Annotated in this window: 11 protein-coding genes; 5 read left to right on the top strand and 6 right to left on the bottom strand. The window is 63.6% G+C overall.

From position 1 onward, the window contains the following. Positions 1-2 precede the first annotated feature (2 nt). Entirely contained in the window at positions 3-1,301 is a 1,299-nt protein-coding gene (locus Pan44_RS02830) for an MFS transporter (protein ID WP_145027037.1), read from the bottom strand. Between the two features lie 9 nt (positions 1,302-1,310). Next, on the bottom strand, positions 1,311-2,465 hold the full coding sequence (locus tag Pan44_RS02825; RefSeq protein WP_145027035.1) for a cysteine desulfurase: 1,155 nt from the start codon (positions 2,463-2,465) through the stop codon (positions 1,311-1,313). 18 nt (positions 2,466-2,483) lie between these two features. Here Pan44_RS02825 and cls point away from each other — a divergent pair, with 18 nt between their 5' ends. Beyond that, complete coding sequence (cls, locus tag Pan44_RS02820; protein ID WP_231754204.1) at positions 2,484-4,082, top strand: cardiolipin synthase; 1,599 nt, start codon at positions 2,484-2,486, stop codon at positions 4,080-4,082. A 12-nt stretch (positions 4,083-4,094) separates the two neighbouring features. Here cls and Pan44_RS02815 read toward each other — a convergent pair whose 3' ends face one another. Further along, positions 4,095-5,072, bottom strand: a complete 978-nt coding sequence (locus tag Pan44_RS02815; RefSeq protein ID WP_145027031.1) for a PP2C family protein-serine/threonine phosphatase — start codon at positions 5,070-5,072, stop codon at positions 4,095-4,097. Between the two features lie 415 nt (positions 5,073-5,487). Between Pan44_RS02815 and Pan44_RS02810 the strand changes: the two genes are divergently transcribed. The 3 genes from Pan44_RS02810 to Pan44_RS02800 all read left to right on the top strand — a co-directional run bounded on the left by Pan44_RS02810 (position 5,488) and on the right by Pan44_RS02800 (position 9,307). Further along, positions 5,488-5,718: a hypothetical protein gene (locus Pan44_RS02810; protein WP_145027029.1), complete on the top strand. Its 231-nt coding sequence runs from the start codon at positions 5,488-5,490 to the stop codon at positions 5,716-5,718. Positions 5,719-6,196: 478 nt separating this feature from the next. Beyond that, positions 6,197-8,263, top strand: coding sequence for a flagellar biosynthesis protein FlhA (locus Pan44_RS02805; protein WP_145027027.1), 2,067 nt, complete (start codon positions 6,197-6,199; stop codon positions 8,261-8,263). Between the two features lie 264 nt (positions 8,264-8,527). Further along, positions 8,528-9,307, top strand: a complete 780-nt coding sequence (locus Pan44_RS02800) for a FliA/WhiG family RNA polymerase sigma factor (RefSeq protein WP_145027025.1) — start codon at positions 8,528-8,530, stop codon at positions 9,305-9,307. An 801-nt stretch (positions 9,308-10,108) separates the two neighbouring features. On the opposite strand, the gene Pan44_RS02795 is transcribed toward Pan44_RS02800, so the two are convergent. From Pan44_RS02795 to Pan44_RS02785, 3 genes are all read right to left on the bottom strand, one after another. Beyond that, the gene (locus Pan44_RS02795; RefSeq protein WP_145027023.1) at positions 10,109-11,323 is read right to left on the bottom strand and encodes a hypothetical protein; all 1,215 of its coding nucleotides are present in this window, start codon (positions 11,321-11,323) and stop codon (positions 10,109-10,111) included. 70 nt (positions 11,324-11,393) lie between these two features. Continuing rightward, positions 11,394-13,016 carry a hypothetical protein gene (locus Pan44_RS02790; protein ID WP_145027021.1) on the bottom strand — a complete coding sequence of 541 codons (1,623 nt, stop codon included), beginning with the start codon at positions 13,014-13,016 and terminating at the stop codon, positions 11,394-11,396. Between the two features lie 232 nt (positions 13,017-13,248). After that, complete coding sequence (locus tag Pan44_RS02785) at positions 13,249-15,525, bottom strand: serine/threonine protein kinase (protein ID WP_145027019.1); 2,277 nt, start codon at positions 15,523-15,525, stop codon at positions 13,249-13,251. Between the two features lie 301 nt (positions 15,526-15,826). Here Pan44_RS02785 and glpK point away from each other — a divergent pair, with 301 nt between their 5' ends. Beyond that, a complete protein-coding gene (gene glpK, locus Pan44_RS02780; protein ID WP_145027016.1) occupies positions 15,827-17,326 on the top strand; it encodes a glycerol kinase GlpK in 1,500 nt (499 codons plus the stop codon). Positions 17,327-17,339: the final 13 nt, after the last annotated feature.

Here is a 17,339-nt window from a genome sequence, read left to right as displayed (position 1 = left end):
GTTCAGCGGGCGGAATTCGATCCGGGATCGTCTGAGTCTTCGCGGTGATTCGCGAAGGCTCGGAACAGCAGGATGTCGTAGACGATCTTGCAGCCGCCGGCGAGGAGGAAGGGGGCGGACATCAGGGCGGGCCAGCCCATCAGCGTGGTCGCGAGATACGGAGAGAGCGATCCGCCGATCGAGCGGGCGACGTTCGTGACTCCCGCCGCCGCGGAACGCTCATCGGGAGCGACGACGGCCATGGTGAACGCCTGCCGCGTCGGAAGATCGAGCTGCGAGATCGCGTAACGCAGCAGAAGCAGCCCGACGGCCGAGAGCGCATCGGGCATGAACGGGACGAGCATCAACAGGACATTGGACGGCAGGTGCGTGAAGACCATCGTGTTGATGAGTCCGAACCGCCTCGCAATGCTGCCGGCCATCAGGGCCGATGCGCCGGAGAGGAGATTGGCCGCCAGAAAGATCTGTCCGAGCGTCTGTTCAGGCAGACCAAACCGCCGTGCCAGCCAGAACGAGATGATGGCCTGGAGAATGAAGCCGCCCCCAAAGGCATCGAGGGCGAACAGGGCGGAGAGCCGGGCGATGATGGAACGGGAGCGATGCAGCCCGAAACGCATCGGTGCGGGAGGCGGATCCTGGGGGGCGTGCTCGAACGGTTCGATCGTGCGGTGGAGCGCTGCGAAGAGGATCGCGAGGACGACGCCGCACAAGGAATAGCCCCAGACGACGTACTGAAACGCCTCGGTGCCGGTCGCTCCCTGCTCACGCGCGAACGAGACGGAATACCCGCCGACAAACGCTCCGAGAGCCCCGGCGCAATAGCCGACGAGGTGATACCAGGCGAAGACCCGCGTCCGTTCGCGTCCGGGGATGAGTTCCGAGATGGCGGCCTGCTCGACGGACAGAAATGGCCCGATCTCCGTGGCGCTGGGGCTAATGACGCCGATCGTCGCCGCGAGCAGGAGGACGAAGAAGTTCGTCGACATCGCGAACGCGAGTCCGGCCCCTGTCATCAGCAGAGCGCCGATGAGCAACGTCCGTTTGCGACCGATACGGTCGGCGTTCGTAGAAAGCCAGAACGTGATCGCCGTGTCGCCGAGAAGGGTCAACGTCATCAACAGCCCGATGCGGCCGTCATCCATGCCCGCAGCGCTGAGGTAGAGCATGAGGACGGTCGACAGCAGCCCGTAGGCAAACATCCGGACGAGGCGCGCGGCAAAGAGGAGCCAGCCGTCACGTGACAGCCTGAGGTCCTGGTGTCTGTTCTGCGGATCGATGGATCGTTCGGGAGGGGGCGTCATCGTGACAGATCAGGCGCCGACCAGTGTGCGAATCGCCTGGACGACAGCGTCGATTTCCTCGTTCGTCGTAAAAGGCCCGGTGCTCAACCGAACGGTTCCGCCCGAATGCAGGTCGCCCAGGGCGGCATGCATGCGGGGCGCACAGTGTAAGCCAGCCCGCGTCTCAATTCCGAACTCAGTTTCAAGAAGGGACGCGGCCGTCTGCGGATCGAGACTTTCGAGACGAAACGAAACCGTTCCGACACGCTGTTCGGCGCTGACAGGCCCCGGAATCGAAATCCCGGAAAGACCGGAAAGCTGTTCCAGGAGGCGCGTCGTCTGGCCGATCTCATGCAGCCGGAGAGCGCCGGGAGGCTGCTGGAGGATCCAGTCGGCGGCGGCGGCGAGCCCGACCAGGCCGGGCGCGTTGTGGTTGCCGGCCTCGTAGCGATCAGGGCCAGAGGCTGCGATCGATTCGTCTTCGCTGGCGGTTCCGGTCCCACCCTGGCGGAGCGGGAGAAGTTCGCCTTCGCAACCAGGGCGGACATACAGGACGCCGGTTCCCAGAGGGCCAAGCAGCCCCTTGTGGCCGGAACAGGCAAGGAAATCGACGTTGAGTTGACCGACATCGATCGGGAGATGGCCGGCCGTCTGCGCGGCGTCGACGAGGAACGGGACGCCGCGTGACTTCGCGATCTGCCCAACGTCCCCGATGGGCTGGATGGCTCCCGTGACGTTGGAAGCATGAGTGAGGGCGATGAGCCGCGTGGTATCGCGAGTGAGATTGCGAACTGCTTCGGGGTCGATGAGGCCGGCGGCGTCGACCGGCGCATAGTCGACCTCCAGGTCGAGGCGGGACTGGAGAAACTTCAGTGGCCGCAGGACGGAATTGTGTTCGGCGACGGAAGTGACAACGTGGTCCCCCTGACGGAGAAATCCGTGCAGGACGATGTTGAGGACATCGGTGCCATTGAAGCCGAAGACGATGGAGGAGGCGGGGGCGCCGAACAGGCGGCCGATCTGGCGGCGGGCGTGGTCGACGGCCTTCTGGACCTCGGCGCCGACACGGGTGGCGGAGCGTCCGACGGCGGCGCCGTTTTCGCGCTGGTAGCGGTCGACGGCGTCATAAACGGCGGTCGGCTTCGGCCAGGACGTGGCGGCGTTGTCGAGGTAGATGCGCTGCATCGGGCCATGATAGGGGAGTTGCTCCAGCGGAACACATTGGGGGAGCGTTGCTTCGACGTGGGCGGGAACTGCGACGGAGCCCTCGGACAGATCTGCGCGGCGACCCCTGCCGAAGCCGAGCGGTCGGTCATTACACTCGGCACACCTGCCCCCGGTCTCGCCCGATGGAGTCTTGTGTTTCACAACTGGAATGCCATTCTCGGCCTGCTCTTCGGCTATGGCCTGACGCTGCTCCTCGTCCGCTGGGTCATCCTGACCCGTCGCCGGCAACCGGCCTCGACCGTTGCGTGGATCCTCGCCATTGCGCTGCTCCCCTACGTGGGGGGGCTGTTGTTCCTGTTCTTCGGGATCAACCGTGTCGAGCGGCGCAAGAAACGCCGCCGCGAGGCGAGGAAGTCAATGCATGGACGAATGCCTGCGCTGCACACGATCACTCTCGAGGACCCGCCGCTGAGCGAGTTCCCGCAGCAGATTCACCGGATGGTGCGGCTGGCGGCGCGGCTCGACGACACGGTCGTCACGGGCGACAACCAGATCGAGGTCTTCAACGACACGAACATCATCCTGAGGCGGATCGAAGAAGCGATCCTCGCGGCGAAGCACTCCATTCACCTCGAGTATTACATCTGGCAGCCGGACAAGACCGGACTGCGGCTGCGCGACCTCTTGATCCAGAAAGCGCGTGAAGGGGTGAAAGTCCGGTTTCTGTATGACGGACTGGGATCGATCTTTCTGACGCGGACCTTCATGAAGCCATTGCGGGAAAGCGGGGCGCAAACCGCCGTCTTCATTCCCGGCCGATCACTGCGGGAGCGGTGGTCGTTCAACCTGCGGAGCCACCGGAAGATCGTGGTGGTGGACGGCAAGGTGGGGCTGACCGGAGGGATGAACATCGGTGAAGAATACCTGGGGCGCAATCGCCGGCTGGGCTACTGGCGCGATACGCACCTGCTGATGCGGGGATCGAGCGTCTCGCAGCTCCAGCAGGTGTTCACCGAAGACTGGTTCTATGCAACGGGCGAGGAGATCCAGGGCCCCCATGAGTTTCCACCACCGGTAGTCGCAGGGTCGACCGCGGCCCAGGTGATGAGCGGCGGTCCGGATGGCGACCTGCGGGAGTTCCACTCACTGATGTTCGGCGCGATCAACGATGCGCAGCGCGAGGTGCTGCTGACGACATCGTATTTCGTACCGACCGATGCGCTGCTGGCAGCGCTGTGCACGGCAGCGGCGCGGGGGGTTCGTGTGCAACTCATCGTGCCGATGAAATCGGACCATCGCTTCGTAGTGCTGGCGGGGCGGTCGTATTACGACCAGCTGCTCGAAGCGGGTGTCGAGATCCATGAGTACAAAAGAGGGATCATGCATTCCAAGACGCTGGTGATCGACGCGTGCTGGTCGCTGGTGGGAAGTCCGAACTTTGATCCGCGGTCGCTGCTTTTGAACTTCGAAGTCGGGGTCATCATGTACGACCTGGAGATCGCGCGGGTCCTCAGGGAGCACTTCGAAACGGACCTCGGATACTGTCGGACCATTCACCGCCACGAGTTCGAGCGGCGCCCATTGCGGAGTGTGTTCGCGGAAAACGTCTGTCGGCTGTTTTCCCCCGTGCTTTAGAGACTCCAGCAATCAGACCGGCCGGGGTGCGAGTTCGGGGATCTCTTCGAGTTCGGCCGGCGCTTCCGTGATGGCGGCCATCTCGGCCACCGTGTCCTGGAGATTCGCTTCCACGAGCGACTCTTCGGCAATCGCCTGGATCCGCTCGGACTGCGGATTCTCGTCCACGAACCGGGCGATCACGACAGTCACGTTATCGGCGCCGCCTCCGGCGAGCGTCTCGTCGATCAGCAACTGGCAGGTGGCGCGAGCCTCGTTGTTGCGCGAGAGGGTCCTGCGAATCTCCGGTGGCTGCACGTGCTTCGTCAGGCCGTCGGTGCAGAGAAGCAGGACGTCGCCGATCTGGAGGTCGAACTGGTGGACCTCCGGCTTGACCGCCTCGTTGCCACTTCCGATGGCGTTCCAGAGAACGTGGGCCCAGCGGGATTGGAGGATGTCGGGAGAGTGGAACTCGCTCTCTTCGACGATCTGCTGCGCCAGGGTGTGATCGCGGGTGATCTGTTTGAGTTCCGTCCCTCGCAGGAGATAGCAGCGGCTGTCCCCCGCGTGGACAATCGTCGCCCGCGGCCAATGGACGTAGGCCGCCGTGAGCGTGGTTCCCATGCCCTGGACGCTGGGATGAGCCCGGGCTTCGCTTTGAAGACGCTGCTGGCAGCGATGCAGCGCCCGCTCAAGCGCACTGCGGAGATCGTCGTCCCCTTCCGCATCCCGGCTGAAAAACCAGGGCATGCAGTTCAGGATCGAGTGCGTCAATGATTCAACGGTCAGGCGGCTGGCGTGCTCTCCTGCGGCGTGTCCGCCCATTCCATCGGCGACGAGGAGCATCATGCCCTGGGAAATCCCGAACAGCGTCTCCTCATCATCGAAGTTCAAACTCGTCTGATGAATGCGGAGCGCCTTATTCAGGTCAGCAATGAGAAAGTGATCTTCATTGGATGGGCGGCGCAGTCCCCGATCGGTCTGGCCGAAGCAATCCATTTTTCCGGGCATCCGCGCTTCCTTGAAGAGTCGGATCCGTCCCGGGAGACACCGCCACGGTCTCCGGGACGAATTCTTCCAAGCTACGCGCCCCCGGTGGAAAGACAAGCCCGCCGGGCGATCTGCGGACGGTTCGGTCGCTGAACGAACAGTGGTCTTTTGAGCCGGTGATTTGCCTTCCCCGCCCTATGGTTGCGTGAAGCGGCTCCGCGGCCCGGGAACGCCGCCCTACGCAACGCATTCTTTCACAGAACCTTACAACGCAGAAACTGCCGGTCTTCGAGTGGGAGGCAGATCCTTCGCCCGGAGTTTCTGACCAGCGGCACGGCAGTTGCAAACCCCTCGTTCCATACGAGTGACTGAGGGTTGAACAGGCACTCCGAGGACGCTGATTCAACCATGTACTTATCGAAGGCTTGCCACGCACATGATCTGCTCCACCACGAATAACACCCGCTCGTTCCGCAATGGCGATCAGGTTCCGGCCTATGAGCCGACCCCAGAGCAGATCCTTGCCGCTTGCCTGGAGATCCAGAGCGAATGGACGCCGGCCGAACGCCGTCGTCGTGCGAACCAGCGTTCCGAGCGGATGATGCAGCGGTCAGTATCCGCCCGCCGGATCGTTGTCGATCACCTGGAGCTGAGCGACGTCGCGTAAAAGTGGCTTCGACCAGTTCCAACAGGCCTCTTTCCACACGTCAGAGCCCGGACTTTTCCCGGATTTGACGTGTTTTTTCGTTTTGTGGGCGTCTCATCCGGCAGCGGGAGAGTCGACGGCCGGACAGCGGAGTGCGCGGGCCGTGGATGCCGTGGGCGCACCGTGCCGGCCTGGGCGGCTGGCGGAAGATGCCGGTTCTCGTTTCGCCCGACTTGTGGGTTTGGCGACGGCTGTTCGCCCTCCAGGGAGGGTAACAGATCGACGCCAAACAGACGCAAGGCATTTCCAACACACATGTTACACCAACACACTCCGCCGAAATGTGGCCAATTTCCACTCGTCTTCGAGGCTCTGGCGCGCTGTCCACGATCTGGACACTCCTTCATCGATTTCCATAAGACCCCGTCCCGCCACCGTTTGAGGTCCGGCCCCTTCCGGGTCGGCGTCCGACGTGGTTTTTTGATTGATCCAGCGTTTCATGTCTCATCCGCACCGAGCTCGACATATCGCCGGCAGCCTGCACTGGCTGGTCCCGGGTCTGCTCGTGGCGTCGCTGCTGGCCGTCTTCTGCCCGGTCCCGCCCGGCGTGCTGGACGTGATGCTGGCCGCCAACATTGCGATCTCGCTCGTGATGCTGCTGACGGCGATCTATACACCGTCGCCACTTGACCTTTCGATGTTCCCCACGCTGCTCCTGGCCACGGCCTTGGGGCGAGTCATCCTGAACTTTGCCTCGACGCGACTGATCCTGACCCGCGGACATGAGGCCGGGATTGATGCGGCCGGCGGAGTCATCCGCTCCTTTGGCGAGTTCGTCGCCGGTGGAGATCCCGCCGTCGGATTCATCCTCTTCCTGATCCTGGTGGTGATCCAGTTCGTGGTGGTCACGAAAGGCGCCACTCGCATCGGGGAAGTCGCGGCGCGTTTTGCGCTGGACGGGATGCCCGGTCGCCAGATGGCGGTCGACGCCGACCTGACTCATGGCGTGATCAGCGCAGACCAGGCGGCACAGCGGCGGCGGCGAATCACACAGGAAGCAGATTTCTACGGAGCGATGGACGGGGCCGGAAAGTTCATCCGTGGAGACGCGGTTGCCGGCCTGGTCATCACCGCGGTCAACATCGTCGGCGGCCTGGTGATCGGAGTCGTCGAACATGGCATGACCGTCGCGGAATCCGCGAGCGTCTTCAGCGTGCTGACCATCGGGGACGGCCTCGTCTCACAGGTTCCGGCGTTCCTCGTGTCGGTGGCCGCCGGCCTGATGATGACCCGTACGAGTGACGAGGCGGATGTCCCGAACGACACCGTCCGACAGCTCGGCCGCCATCGTGAAACGTTTGTCGTCTCGGCCGTGTTCCTCGCGGGCCTGGCGTTGACCGGACTTCCGGCAGTTCCCCTCCTCGGGATGTCGGCCCTGTGCTGCCTGATCGCCTGGAACGCCTCACCGAGGAACGCATCTCCAGCGACTCCTCCTGCGACGGAAGCCGCGCCGGCAGCCGTCCCGTCCACTTCGCCGACCGATGCCCTGCAGCTGGAACCTCTCGAACTCGAGCTGGGAGTGGGCCTGATCCGCCTGGCAGACCGGATGCAGGGTGGAGACCTCGGAGACCGCGTCGTCCAGCTGCGGAACCGGATCGCCCAGGACCTGGGCTTCATCCTGCCCCGCGTCCGCATCCACGACAACCTGAACCTCGATCCTCGCCACTACCGGATCCTGATGCGCGGCGTCCCCGTGGCAAGCGGCGAGGCCTATGCCGACGGCCTGTGGGCCGCGAAAGACGGCCACGACCAGGTCGTCATCCAGGGAGTCGAAGCAATCGATCCCGTCACCGGACGGTCGGGGTGGTGGATCGAACCCGAACAGAAAGAGCAGGCCCGGGCACTGGGACTGCGCGTCGAAGAACCATCCTCGCGCGTGATCCGTCATCTGGCCCAGGTCGTGCGAACCCATTCCGAAGAACTGCTGACGCGGCAGCACGTCCATGAACTGCTGAACAACCTGCGGCTGCAGTCACCCAAGCTCGTGGATGAAGTCGTCCAGGAGCGGGCCACCACGGCGACGATTCACCGGGTGTTGTGTGGCCTGCTGCGGGAGCGGGTTCCGATCCGCGACCTGGAAACGATCATCGAGGCGCTCGGCGACTCGCGGTCGTCGGAGGCGAACGAACTCATCGAGCAGACACGACTCGCCCTGCGGCGAACGATCTGCCAGCAGTACCGGGACGAAAGCCGTCGGCTGCATGCCGTCGTGCTCGACTCGGATGTGGAACACGAACTTTGCCAGTGGGCTTCAGGCCCGGCATCTTCGCGGAAACGTGCTCCTGTCGAGTGGATGCGTCCCATCGCGGAAGCATTGACGCGGCTGGTGCACAGCGGACGTCCCCCCGTGGTGGTGGCTGCTCCTGAACTTCGCATGGAACTCAGGAGGGCGCTGGCCGCCGGCCTGCCCCAGGTGGCGGTCCTGAGCCGACTGGAACTGACCAATGAGACAGATCTGTGCGTGGCCGCGACGGTGAGTCCGGCGCTGTCGCATGCAGCTGGATGAGAGTGACGTTGAGGAAGTCAAGCTACGTTGAGTTTTCCGGTTTTACTGATTTTTTTCCGTCCGAATGCCGAAATCAGATGTGAGGCGCTGCGGAGCGCAATGAGGTTGTGAACGTTTCGCTTTCAGACTCGAACGCGCCCTGCACGGCCTGTCGAACTGAAGCGGAGCCCGCAACCGCAGGAGAAGTTTCGGACACTCCCGCGCGAAGCCGCCTTAGATACCGCGCAGCCATTGATGGGCTGCGGAGTCGTCACGGAGGATTGCATGACTTCGACGAAGGCAGCCGTTGATATTCAGCAGGTCTGGTTGGACTACCGCAAGGATCCGACCAGCCAGGAGCTGAGGAACCGGCTGATCGAACAATACTTTCCGCTCGTTCGTTTCAACGCCGAACGCGTGTGGGCCAAGCTTCCCGATGGAGTGGATCTCAACGATCTCGTCTCCGCCGGAGTGTTCGGCCTCATGGATGCGATCGAAGCGTTCGACATGGAACGCGGCGTGAAATTCGAGACCTACTGCGTGCCGCGTATCCGCGGAGCCATGCTCGATGAGCTGCGCTCCATGGACTGGGTGCCGCGACTCGTCCGCAGTAAGGCCAGCAAGCTCGAAGCGGCCCGCAAGGAACTCGAGGTGCAGGTCGGCCGTCCGCCGGAAGACGCCGAACTCGCCGCGAAGCTGCAGATCTCGCTCGAGGAATTCGACAAGCTGAAGTCGGAAGCCAGCGCCGTCTCGCTCGTCAGCCTGAACAAGAAGTGGTACGAGACCGACAGCTACAAGGACGTCCGCGAAGTGGATGTCGTGGAAGACAAGAAGGGGGAAGACCCCACCTTCCACATCCAGAAGCGCGACGTCATGCGTCTCGTGACGAAGGGTCTCAACCGGAACGAGCGACTCATCATCATCCTCTATTACTATGAGGAACTGACGATGAAGGAAATCGGCTCGACCCTGGGCCTCTCGGAAAGCCGCGTCAGCCAGATGCATTCGAGCATCGTGAACCGCCTGAAGGACCAGCTGACCCAGCGCCGCCCTGAGTTCGACTAACGGTCGAACTTACAAACCGGAATGTAAAAAGCCCGTCGATGAGACGGGCTTTTTTCGTTGAATGGCAGAGCATCAGAGATGCGGCCGGGGTTCTCTAACGACGATGAAGACGGCGAGAAGACACAGAGCCACCATCCAGCCGAGGTCGAAGCCCAGGGACGCGCCGAGGACGGGATCGGGATGAATGCCTGACGTCCAGTTCGGCGTCCACCCACCGTGCGCGGTCTGCACGAAGAGGTTCAGGGCGCCAATTGAGTCTCGAGGGAACAAAGCTCCCAGGCCGGCGGTGCATTGCGCCGCCGACACCGTGAGAATCCATCGCCAGGCCCATGACGGGCGTCGTCGAACTCGTGGCTGTGAGTCGGCCGCCATGACCGACATCTACGCTGATGACGCCCGAGCTGTTGGAACCCGGCGAGCAGGCAACCAGGGCATAGGGACGTTCAGTGGAGGGTGGAATCCCGCCACGCCGCTGAAAACGGCCGCAAGTGATTGCCCAGTAGAACGTTCCTCCCCCGCGCGCAACCTCGCCAGTAAGGGGAGAGGTGTTCGTTCTTTGGAAATTCAGAATCGACGCGTGATCACCCGGTGAAACAGTGTGACAGACCACCCCGAATTTCGTCACACATGTCACACATGTCACAGGTCCATATTCCCAATGGTTCAGACCGTTTTCGGCTGTCACAGGTCTCGTCACAGGTCTCCCCCCGTGACACAGGCCTCCACCAGGGGCGAGACGAGACAGGCCCGCTGCAACAGCGTGCCACCGCTCCGTGAGCGGTGCCCAGATCGAAAGCGGAGCTAGTGCTTTGCTTCCCATTCCTTCCAGAACACCGCCGGATGCGTCTGACGCCAGCGTGCCGCCGCTGCTCCAACGTGGCTGAAGAACGTGTATCGTTCCAGGATCTCCTCAGGTGTCTGCGACCTCGTGGTGTCGATCACCCAGCGGAACGCCTTCCGGATCTGTTCCTCCGGAGGATGCAGGTCCTTCGGAGCAATCGCCAGCCACTCCAGGTGGTGGCCCGTCGCGATCACCTGCTTGAACAACGGATCATCGACGGGCGTCGTCACGGCGTCAGCACCATCCGGCCAGTTCGAAGGCCAATGCCCATCCTCGAACTGCGACGCCATGATCGCTTCCTTCACTTCCTGAAGGTATCCGTAGACCTCGGCGCGGACTTCGTCCGTCAGGATGTTGGGAAACTCGTCATCCAGTCGCACCAGCACCATCAATGAGAACACGCGGTGCGTGCCCGAGCAGACGCCGAGTTCCTTCTGGCCCCGCATCAGGCGGCGGGCGATGAGATCGAACGAGTAGCGTCGCCCGTCGGCGCCGATCCAGTGGTTCTCCGGCGGCAGCCACATGCCGAAGGCCATGGCCGTCCACTCGGTTTCTTTCTCGTCCAGCCGGAAGTCGCGCAGCGATTCATGCAGCACATCGCCGAGGGTCGACGAATGGCGTGATGGGCCGAAGACCGGCGTATCGAGCGTCGCGCCCGCTTCCGTCAGGCTGGCCAGCCAGTGATCGTGGTGGACCGACCCCCCTTTTTCCGAGCCCCAGCGAATCGCGATGCCACCCGTGCGCTCCTGCAGCAGCGGTCCGACACCCGGGCCCCACGACGTCACGAAGCTCGCGGTATCCGTGAGGAACTTTGCGAGCTCGGCGCCGGATCGGACTTCAGGATCGCGGAACTCCGCATGCACGCCCCACGTGCGGAGGGCATGTTCGACGAAATTGGGTTTCATCTCCTTCACGGGGAATCGCGGCTGGATCTGCCGCAGCACGTCCGCCAGTTCCTCATCGCTGATGAAGTCGGGCCGGTTGTACAGCGATGAGACTTCCAGCGGCTCGTTGCGAGTCACCGGCAGCCGCGTGTATTCGCTGCCGTTCTGCTGCAGGGCGCGAAACTCGCGGCTGAGTGCCTTCGCTTTCGTGACCCACGTGGCCGCGAAAGCGCCGACGACAAGGACCTGGACAGCGAGGAAGGCGAGACGGGTCGTCGAGCGGGCAGGCATGGGGCGCGATTCGGATTCTGGATGCGTTCGGTTCGGAAGGACGAAGTCAGGCGCGGCTTGAAGCGGCAACCTAGATCGGTCGCTTCCGGGCGAAGATGGCCGTGACGTGGTCCTCGTACTCGAGCGACCAGTCGTGCGACTTCTCCTTGAGCGCGCGAACGAGGTCGGCGCTCATGTTGCGTTCGAGGACAACCGTGTTGATGCCATAACGGTCGAGGCGGCCCTCCCAGTCGCGACTCAGCGACACGATGCGCAGGTAGTCTTCCCACACTTCGCGCGGAACGAGATGGGCGTGCGAGGCGACGAACCATCTGGCGTTCGCCGGACCGGCCCAGAGGAGGTAATCGCCCCATTCATAGGTGTTGAAGCACTGGCCGACGGGGGGATGCTCGTTGAGATACGCGGCCGCGGCGACGGCGGTCTGGATCGAGACGGATGACTTCAGACGGCGGGCGGCGTCTTCAGGAGTTTTCGGGGCGCCGTGAATCACCCGCATGCCGAAGGGGGAGTACGCAAAGGCGATCCACATGATCCCGATGGCCGCGACGGTTGAGAGGCCTGAACGGGGGGGCGCCGGGCGGGAATCGAGCTGACGCCATTTGCGAAGGGCCGCCTCCGCATGAATCGCGAGCGACCACGCGCACAACGGGGCCCACCACACGATGATCCGAGACGAGTAGCAGGCGCCCAGGCCGAAGATCGTGAGCGACAGCGCTTCGGCGGCCGACACGCGGCGCGGACTGCATCGCAGCGCGGCGATGAGGGCGACCAGCGCGATCGCGGCGGCTTTCCCCTGCGACATGCGAAAGGTGAGGGGATCCCAGTCGACGAGGTCCTGGAGGTTGCGGTTCGCGGCGATTCGGAACGTCTCGAAATACAGTTCGAGGCCATACGGATTGAGGAGCACGGCGGCGGCGCTCAGTTGGAACAGCAGGAAATGTCGACGGAGCATTGCGTCGCGCCAGAGGGCCTGCGTGGTTCCAGTTCGGCGAACGAGGTCGACCGCACGGCCGGCGACAAAGCAGGCGATCAGCAGCAGCCCCATCAGGAACGAGCCATGGAGGTTCGCCCAGAAGGCGAAGGTCACGGGCATCGCGATCCAGAAGGACGGGCGCCAACGCTGGGCCGTCAGGATTCCGAAGACGACCATGAAGCAGACCATGCCGGCGAGCTGCGGCCGGGCGATGATGAGCTGCTGGTAGTCGACGAATAGAAACGTGCCGGCGGCGAGCGCGCCGGCGAGGTTGGAACCGGACCGCTTCGATGCGAGGTAAGCGAGTGCCGCCGCGCAGAACGTGACGCAGGCAGCGAACAGGAACTGGAGCGCGGTGACGCCGAGCTGTTTTTCGGCGAGGTAGGCGGCGACCTGCGAAAGCCAGGCGGTGTCGATGAATCTCACGCCTTCACACAGCGGGAGCATCGGCTCGGTGGGGGGGAGCGCCTTGTTCTGGACGATCCAGCGTCCGTAGCTGAGGTGGCCCCACACGTCGGTGTGCCACAGCGGCAGGAAGCTCGCGCAAGCGAACAGCAGACCGAGGCCGGCGATGAGACCGGCGGAGCTGCGAGACATCCGGGCCCATGCGGGCGCGCGGTCTTCGAGCAGCGAGAGGTCCGCTTCACCTTTCCTGCGGGGCGGCTCCGGCGTCTCGCTCTGGCTCGAATTCGCTTCAGGTTCCACAGTCAGGGCGATCATCGTCCGCTCCACCAGCCGAATCGCGAGGCCGAGCCTTTCGGCCTCGTTATCAGGTGTTGACGAAAGTCGACACCCTTCCGGTGGAGGATAGGACGGTCGGGGACACGGGGGCTTGACGGATCTCGCGGGACAGGACGACCGTCCCGGTGGACAGTTCGATCGTAACGGATGAAACGATTGTGGCGCGAAAATCGACGCCCGCTGCGCGTCGTTCCGGGCCCCGCAGCGTCTCTCACTCCAGATCGGTTTGCCCGACCACGGTCTGCCCGTAGTCGGCCGCGCGAGGCGTGGTTTTCGCGCCTCCGGAATGATTTCCGGAAGCTGGCCCGCCCTCGTCTGCGGCCAGCCCGCGTTCATGCCGCCCCCACCAGTGATCCGCCTCTTCAACCGACCACTTGAGCGCCGCCGGGCTGCGAAACAACAGCTGGCTCAGGTCGCGGGCCGTTTGCGGCCGCCTGGCGGGGGATTTCTCCAGACAGCTCATGATCGCTCCCTCCAGTTCGGGAGAGAGCTCGCGGCCGATGCGCTCCGAGGGGGGAATCGGCGATCTCGACACCTGGGCCTGGCAGAGCTCGACGATGTTCTCCGTGTCGAAGAGGTTCTTCCCCGTGAGCAGGAAATACCCCACCGCCCCGACGGCATACAGGTCGCTCCGCGGATCGACGGAATCGGGCGTCTGGATCGCCTCGGGCGACATGTACAGGGGCGTGCCGGTCAGTGAATTGGCGGCGGTCTGCTGCGTGCTGGTCCGGTTGTCGAGAGCTTTCACCAGCCCGAAGTCGAGGACCTTGGCGACATCGGGCTCGCCGCCGCGACGGGCCAGCATGACGTTGGCCGGCTTGATATCGCGATGGACCAGGCCCAGCGAATGCGCTTCGAACAGCGAGCCGCAGATCTGCCGCAGGATGTGAATCGTCCGGGCTTCGGACTGCGGGCCGTACTTGTCGACGAGCACCTGCAGATCGATGCCCTCGATGTACTCCATTGCGTAATAGAAGATTCCTTCTTCCGTCCGGCCGTAGTCGTAGATCGCAACGGTGTTGGGGTTGTTCAACTGTGAGGTGATCTGGACCTCGCGTTCGAACCGCTCGATCGAGCTGTCGTTGACCTTATCGACGTTGAGGAGCTTGATCGCCGTCATGCGGCGGAGAACAGCGTGGCGTCCCTTGTAGACGACTCCCATACCGCCCGAGCCCAGCTTGGTCTCGAGCGTGTACTGCCCCAGCTTCTTCGAGTCGATAGCGGCTTTCTGCGCCTCCCGCCGGAGCCGGGCCAGAATCAGCGTGAAGATGAAGATCGCGATGGCCGCCAGAATGAGCAGGACCATGAGCGCCCAGAACGTTCGCCGGAGGATCGTGAGAGGACGAAACGCCTCCTCGGCATCGATCTTTGTGGAGATTCCCAATTCGTAACGCGGGAGCCAGGTCCAGGCCGTGACAACCTGGACACCCCGGTAGTCGGCACGACCGTCGACGTCGACGCCGGAGTGCCCCTGGATAGCGTCGGCGGCCATTGGTGTCAGCGGCAGCTCTGAGCGGCGTTTGGTCGGCCGATAGCCCTTGGTCAGGTCGCCGCCCGGATCTCGCAGCTGGACGTTGAGGATCGAGCGCGAATCATCGGTATCCGGAATGATGCCCAGAAGGATCAGCAGGTCGTCGAACCGGCTGTTGGACACCATCCGGCCATTGCGGTCGAAGGCATACGTCTCGCCGGTCTCCCCGATCTGGCCCAGTTGCAGGATTCGCGTGAACTCGCGATCCGGGCGGATGCGAAGGCCAAGGATGGCGACCACCTGGTACGAAGGATCGCGGATCGGCGCCAGCACCCACATGGTGGGCACCCCGGCCCTCATCACGCCCCGCTCGTCACGAATGACCGACTGGCTCGGAAAGGGAGTCGTCACGACCGTCTCACCGGAGAGGACTCGCTCCAGCAGTCGTTCGACTTCGATGGCCGAGTAGGTCTGACCGATGAGCGCTGTCTGGTCGGACGCCAGCACGGTGCGGGTGCGATCGAGAATCGCGAAGCCTTCGTAGCGGTGCGCCGTGAGCGCCGGTTGCAGGTCCTTTCGCAGCGATTCCCTGAGGGCCGCCGCCTCGGCGTTCGTCGAGAGCGCCTCGGGAGAGCTGGAGCCGGACGTCAACGATGGGAAATCGAGCAGCTTGTAGACGTCTTCGCGGAAGTCCTGGTCGTTCGCATGTTGAACGGCGTTGGATTCCTGGATCTTCAGCCACGTTTCCAGCATGGCCGCTTCCGTCTTCAGCAGCGCTTCGAGCTGTGAAGACAGGTTCTGTTTCATCGTGCTTTCGATCGCTTCCCTGACGAACAGGTGCACGATGAGAAAGCCGACAACTGCCAGCAGCGGAAAAACCCACAACTGCTTCTTCAGCAGCAATCCCGTCCGCGAAATGGTCCGTCCGACACGCGAGCGCGCGAACGACAGGTGAGCCGGTGCATGGCTTTGACGCCCGCGGCTCGACCGGGACAGGAATGACTTGAAGTCGATCATGGGAACGGAAAAGCGGCCGTCTGGGGCGGCGGAGGACACCGCATCGGCGGTGGCCAGCGTGACCAGCCTACGTCGATCGCAGACCCGCTGCTCGACCGAACTGCAGACGGGCCCCTCGATTCCCAGCCTGACGAATCGCAACAAACGTCACAACCAGCACGCGCGTCGCTGATGGCGTGGGCTGAGGCTCAGCATCCGGGGCCTGGCAGGGTGCGTCGGCGTGCCCTGAACCCTTGTCAGGGTTCGTGGACGTGGCCAAGATCGAACGCTTTCCATCTTGCCTTGCCAACAGGAGTCGCCCGTGCCTGAGGCCGCCCAGTACATCCTTTCCCTCGACCAGGGAACGACCTCCAGCCGGGCCATCGTCTTCGGCCGCGATGGCCGTCCGGTCTCATCCGGACAGCAGGAATTCCCGCAGATCTATCCGACGCCTGGGCACGTCGAACACGATCCGGAAGCGATCTGGTCTTCGCAGCTGGCGACCGCCAGGCGGGCGCTCGAGAACGGCAAGCTCTCGGCCAGGCAGATCGTTGCGCTCGGCATCACGAACCAGCGCGAGACGACAATCCTCTGGGACAAGAAGACCGGAACTCCCGTCGCCAACGCGATCGTCTGGCAGAGCCGAATCACCGCCCCGGTGTGCGAGCGACTCAAGAAGGAAGCCCTGGAGGAGACAATCCGGCAGAAGACCGGTCTCGTTCTCGATGCCTACTTCTCCGCGACGAAGATCGCCCACCTGCTCGATTCAATCACGGGGCTGCGGGCACGGGCCGAACGTGGGGAAATCCTGTTCGGGACGGTCGACGCGTTCCTGATGTGGCGATTAAGCGGAGGCAATCTGCACGTCACGGACGTCAGCAACGCCAGCCGCACGCTGTTGTTCAACATTCACACGCTCGACTGGGATGACGAGCTTCTGCGGATCTTCAATGTGCCTCGGGCCATGCTTCCCGAAGTGAAGAGCTGCAGCGAGATCTACGGTCACACAACAAAGGACCTGCTCGGCGAATCGATCCCGATCGCCGGGTGCGCCGGCGACCAACAGGCGGCGACGTTCGGCCAGGGTTGCTTTGGCCCGGGCGAGGCGAAGAACACGTACGGCACCGGCTGCTTCATGCTCCTGAACACGGGCTCAACGCCTGCCGTCTCAAAGCATGGACTGCTGACGACCATCGGCTGGAAGATCGGCGACACGACGACCTATTGCCTGGAAGGCGCCGTGTTCATCGCCGGCGCGGCCGTGCAGTGGCTCCGCGACGGCCTCGGATTGATCGCCAAGTCGCCTGAGGTCGAGCAGCTGGCCGCCAGCGTGAAGAGCAACGACGGCGTTTATTTCGTGCCGGCGTTCGTCGGACTGGGTGCCCCCTACTGGGACCCCAATGCCCGCGGTGCGATCGTCGGCCTGACGCGCGGCAGCACGAAGGCCCACTTCGCGAGGGCCGCCCTCGAAGCAATGGCCTACCAGACCCGTGACGTGCTGGACGCCATGCAGGCCGACGCCGGCGTGGCCCTTTCCAGTCTGCGCGTCGACGGCGGAGCCACGGCGAATAACCTGATGATGCAATTCCAGTCGGACCTGCTGGACGTTCGCGTGCTGCGGCCTGTCGTGCAGGAAACGACGGCCCTGGGCGCGGCGTACCTCGCCGGCCTGGCCGTCGATTACTGGACCGACTTCCGCGACCTGACCCGGAACTGGGTTCTCGATCGCGAGTTTGCCCCGCAGATGTCGATCGCGGAACGCGACGATCTCTACAGCGGCTGGAAGAAGGCCGTGAAATGCGCCCAGCACTGGGTCGACTGACCGGAACCCGACA

The organism is Caulifigura coniformis (genome assembly GCF_007745175.1).
Taxonomy (GTDB): domain Bacteria; phylum Planctomycetota; class Planctomycetia; order Planctomycetales; family Planctomycetaceae; genus Caulifigura; species Caulifigura coniformis.
The sequence above is the reverse complement of the archived record's forward strand: the minus strand, read 5'-3'. Positions and strand labels throughout refer to the sequence as shown.

Excerpts from the sequence above, each read along its gene's own strand:
- Pan44_RS02795 (WP_145027023.1), bottom strand. The coding sequence starts at position 11,323 with ATGCCTGCCCGCTCGACGACCCGTCTCGCCTTCCTCGCTGTCCAGGTC.
- Pan44_RS02815 (WP_145027031.1), bottom strand. The coding sequence starts at position 5,072 with ATGCCCGGAAAAATGGATTGCTTCGGCCAGACCGATCGGGGACTGCGC.
- Pan44_RS02790 (WP_145027021.1), bottom strand. The coding sequence starts at position 13,016 with ATGATCGCCCTGACTGTGGAACCTGAAGCGAATTCGAGCCAGAGCGAG.
- Pan44_RS02810 (WP_145027029.1), top strand. The coding sequence starts at position 5,488 with ATGATCTGCTCCACCACGAATAACACCCGCTCGTTCCGCAATGGCGAT.
- Pan44_RS02800 (WP_145027025.1), top strand. The coding sequence starts at position 8,528 with ATGACTTCGACGAAGGCAGCCGTTGATATTCAGCAGGTCTGGTTGGAC.
- Pan44_RS02825 (WP_145027035.1), bottom strand. The coding sequence starts at position 2,465 with ATGCAGCGCATCTACCTCGACAACGCCGCCACGTCCTGGCCGAAGCCG.
- Pan44_RS02805 (WP_145027027.1), top strand. The coding sequence starts at position 6,197 with ATGTCTCATCCGCACCGAGCTCGACATATCGCCGGCAGCCTGCACTGG.
- Pan44_RS02830 (WP_145027037.1), bottom strand. The coding sequence starts at position 1,301 with ATGACGCCCCCTCCCGAACGATCCATCGATCCGCAGAACAGACACCAG.
- Pan44_RS02785 (WP_145027019.1), bottom strand. The coding sequence starts at position 15,525 with ATGATCGACTTCAAGTCATTCCTGTCCCGGTCGAGCCGCGGGCGTCAA.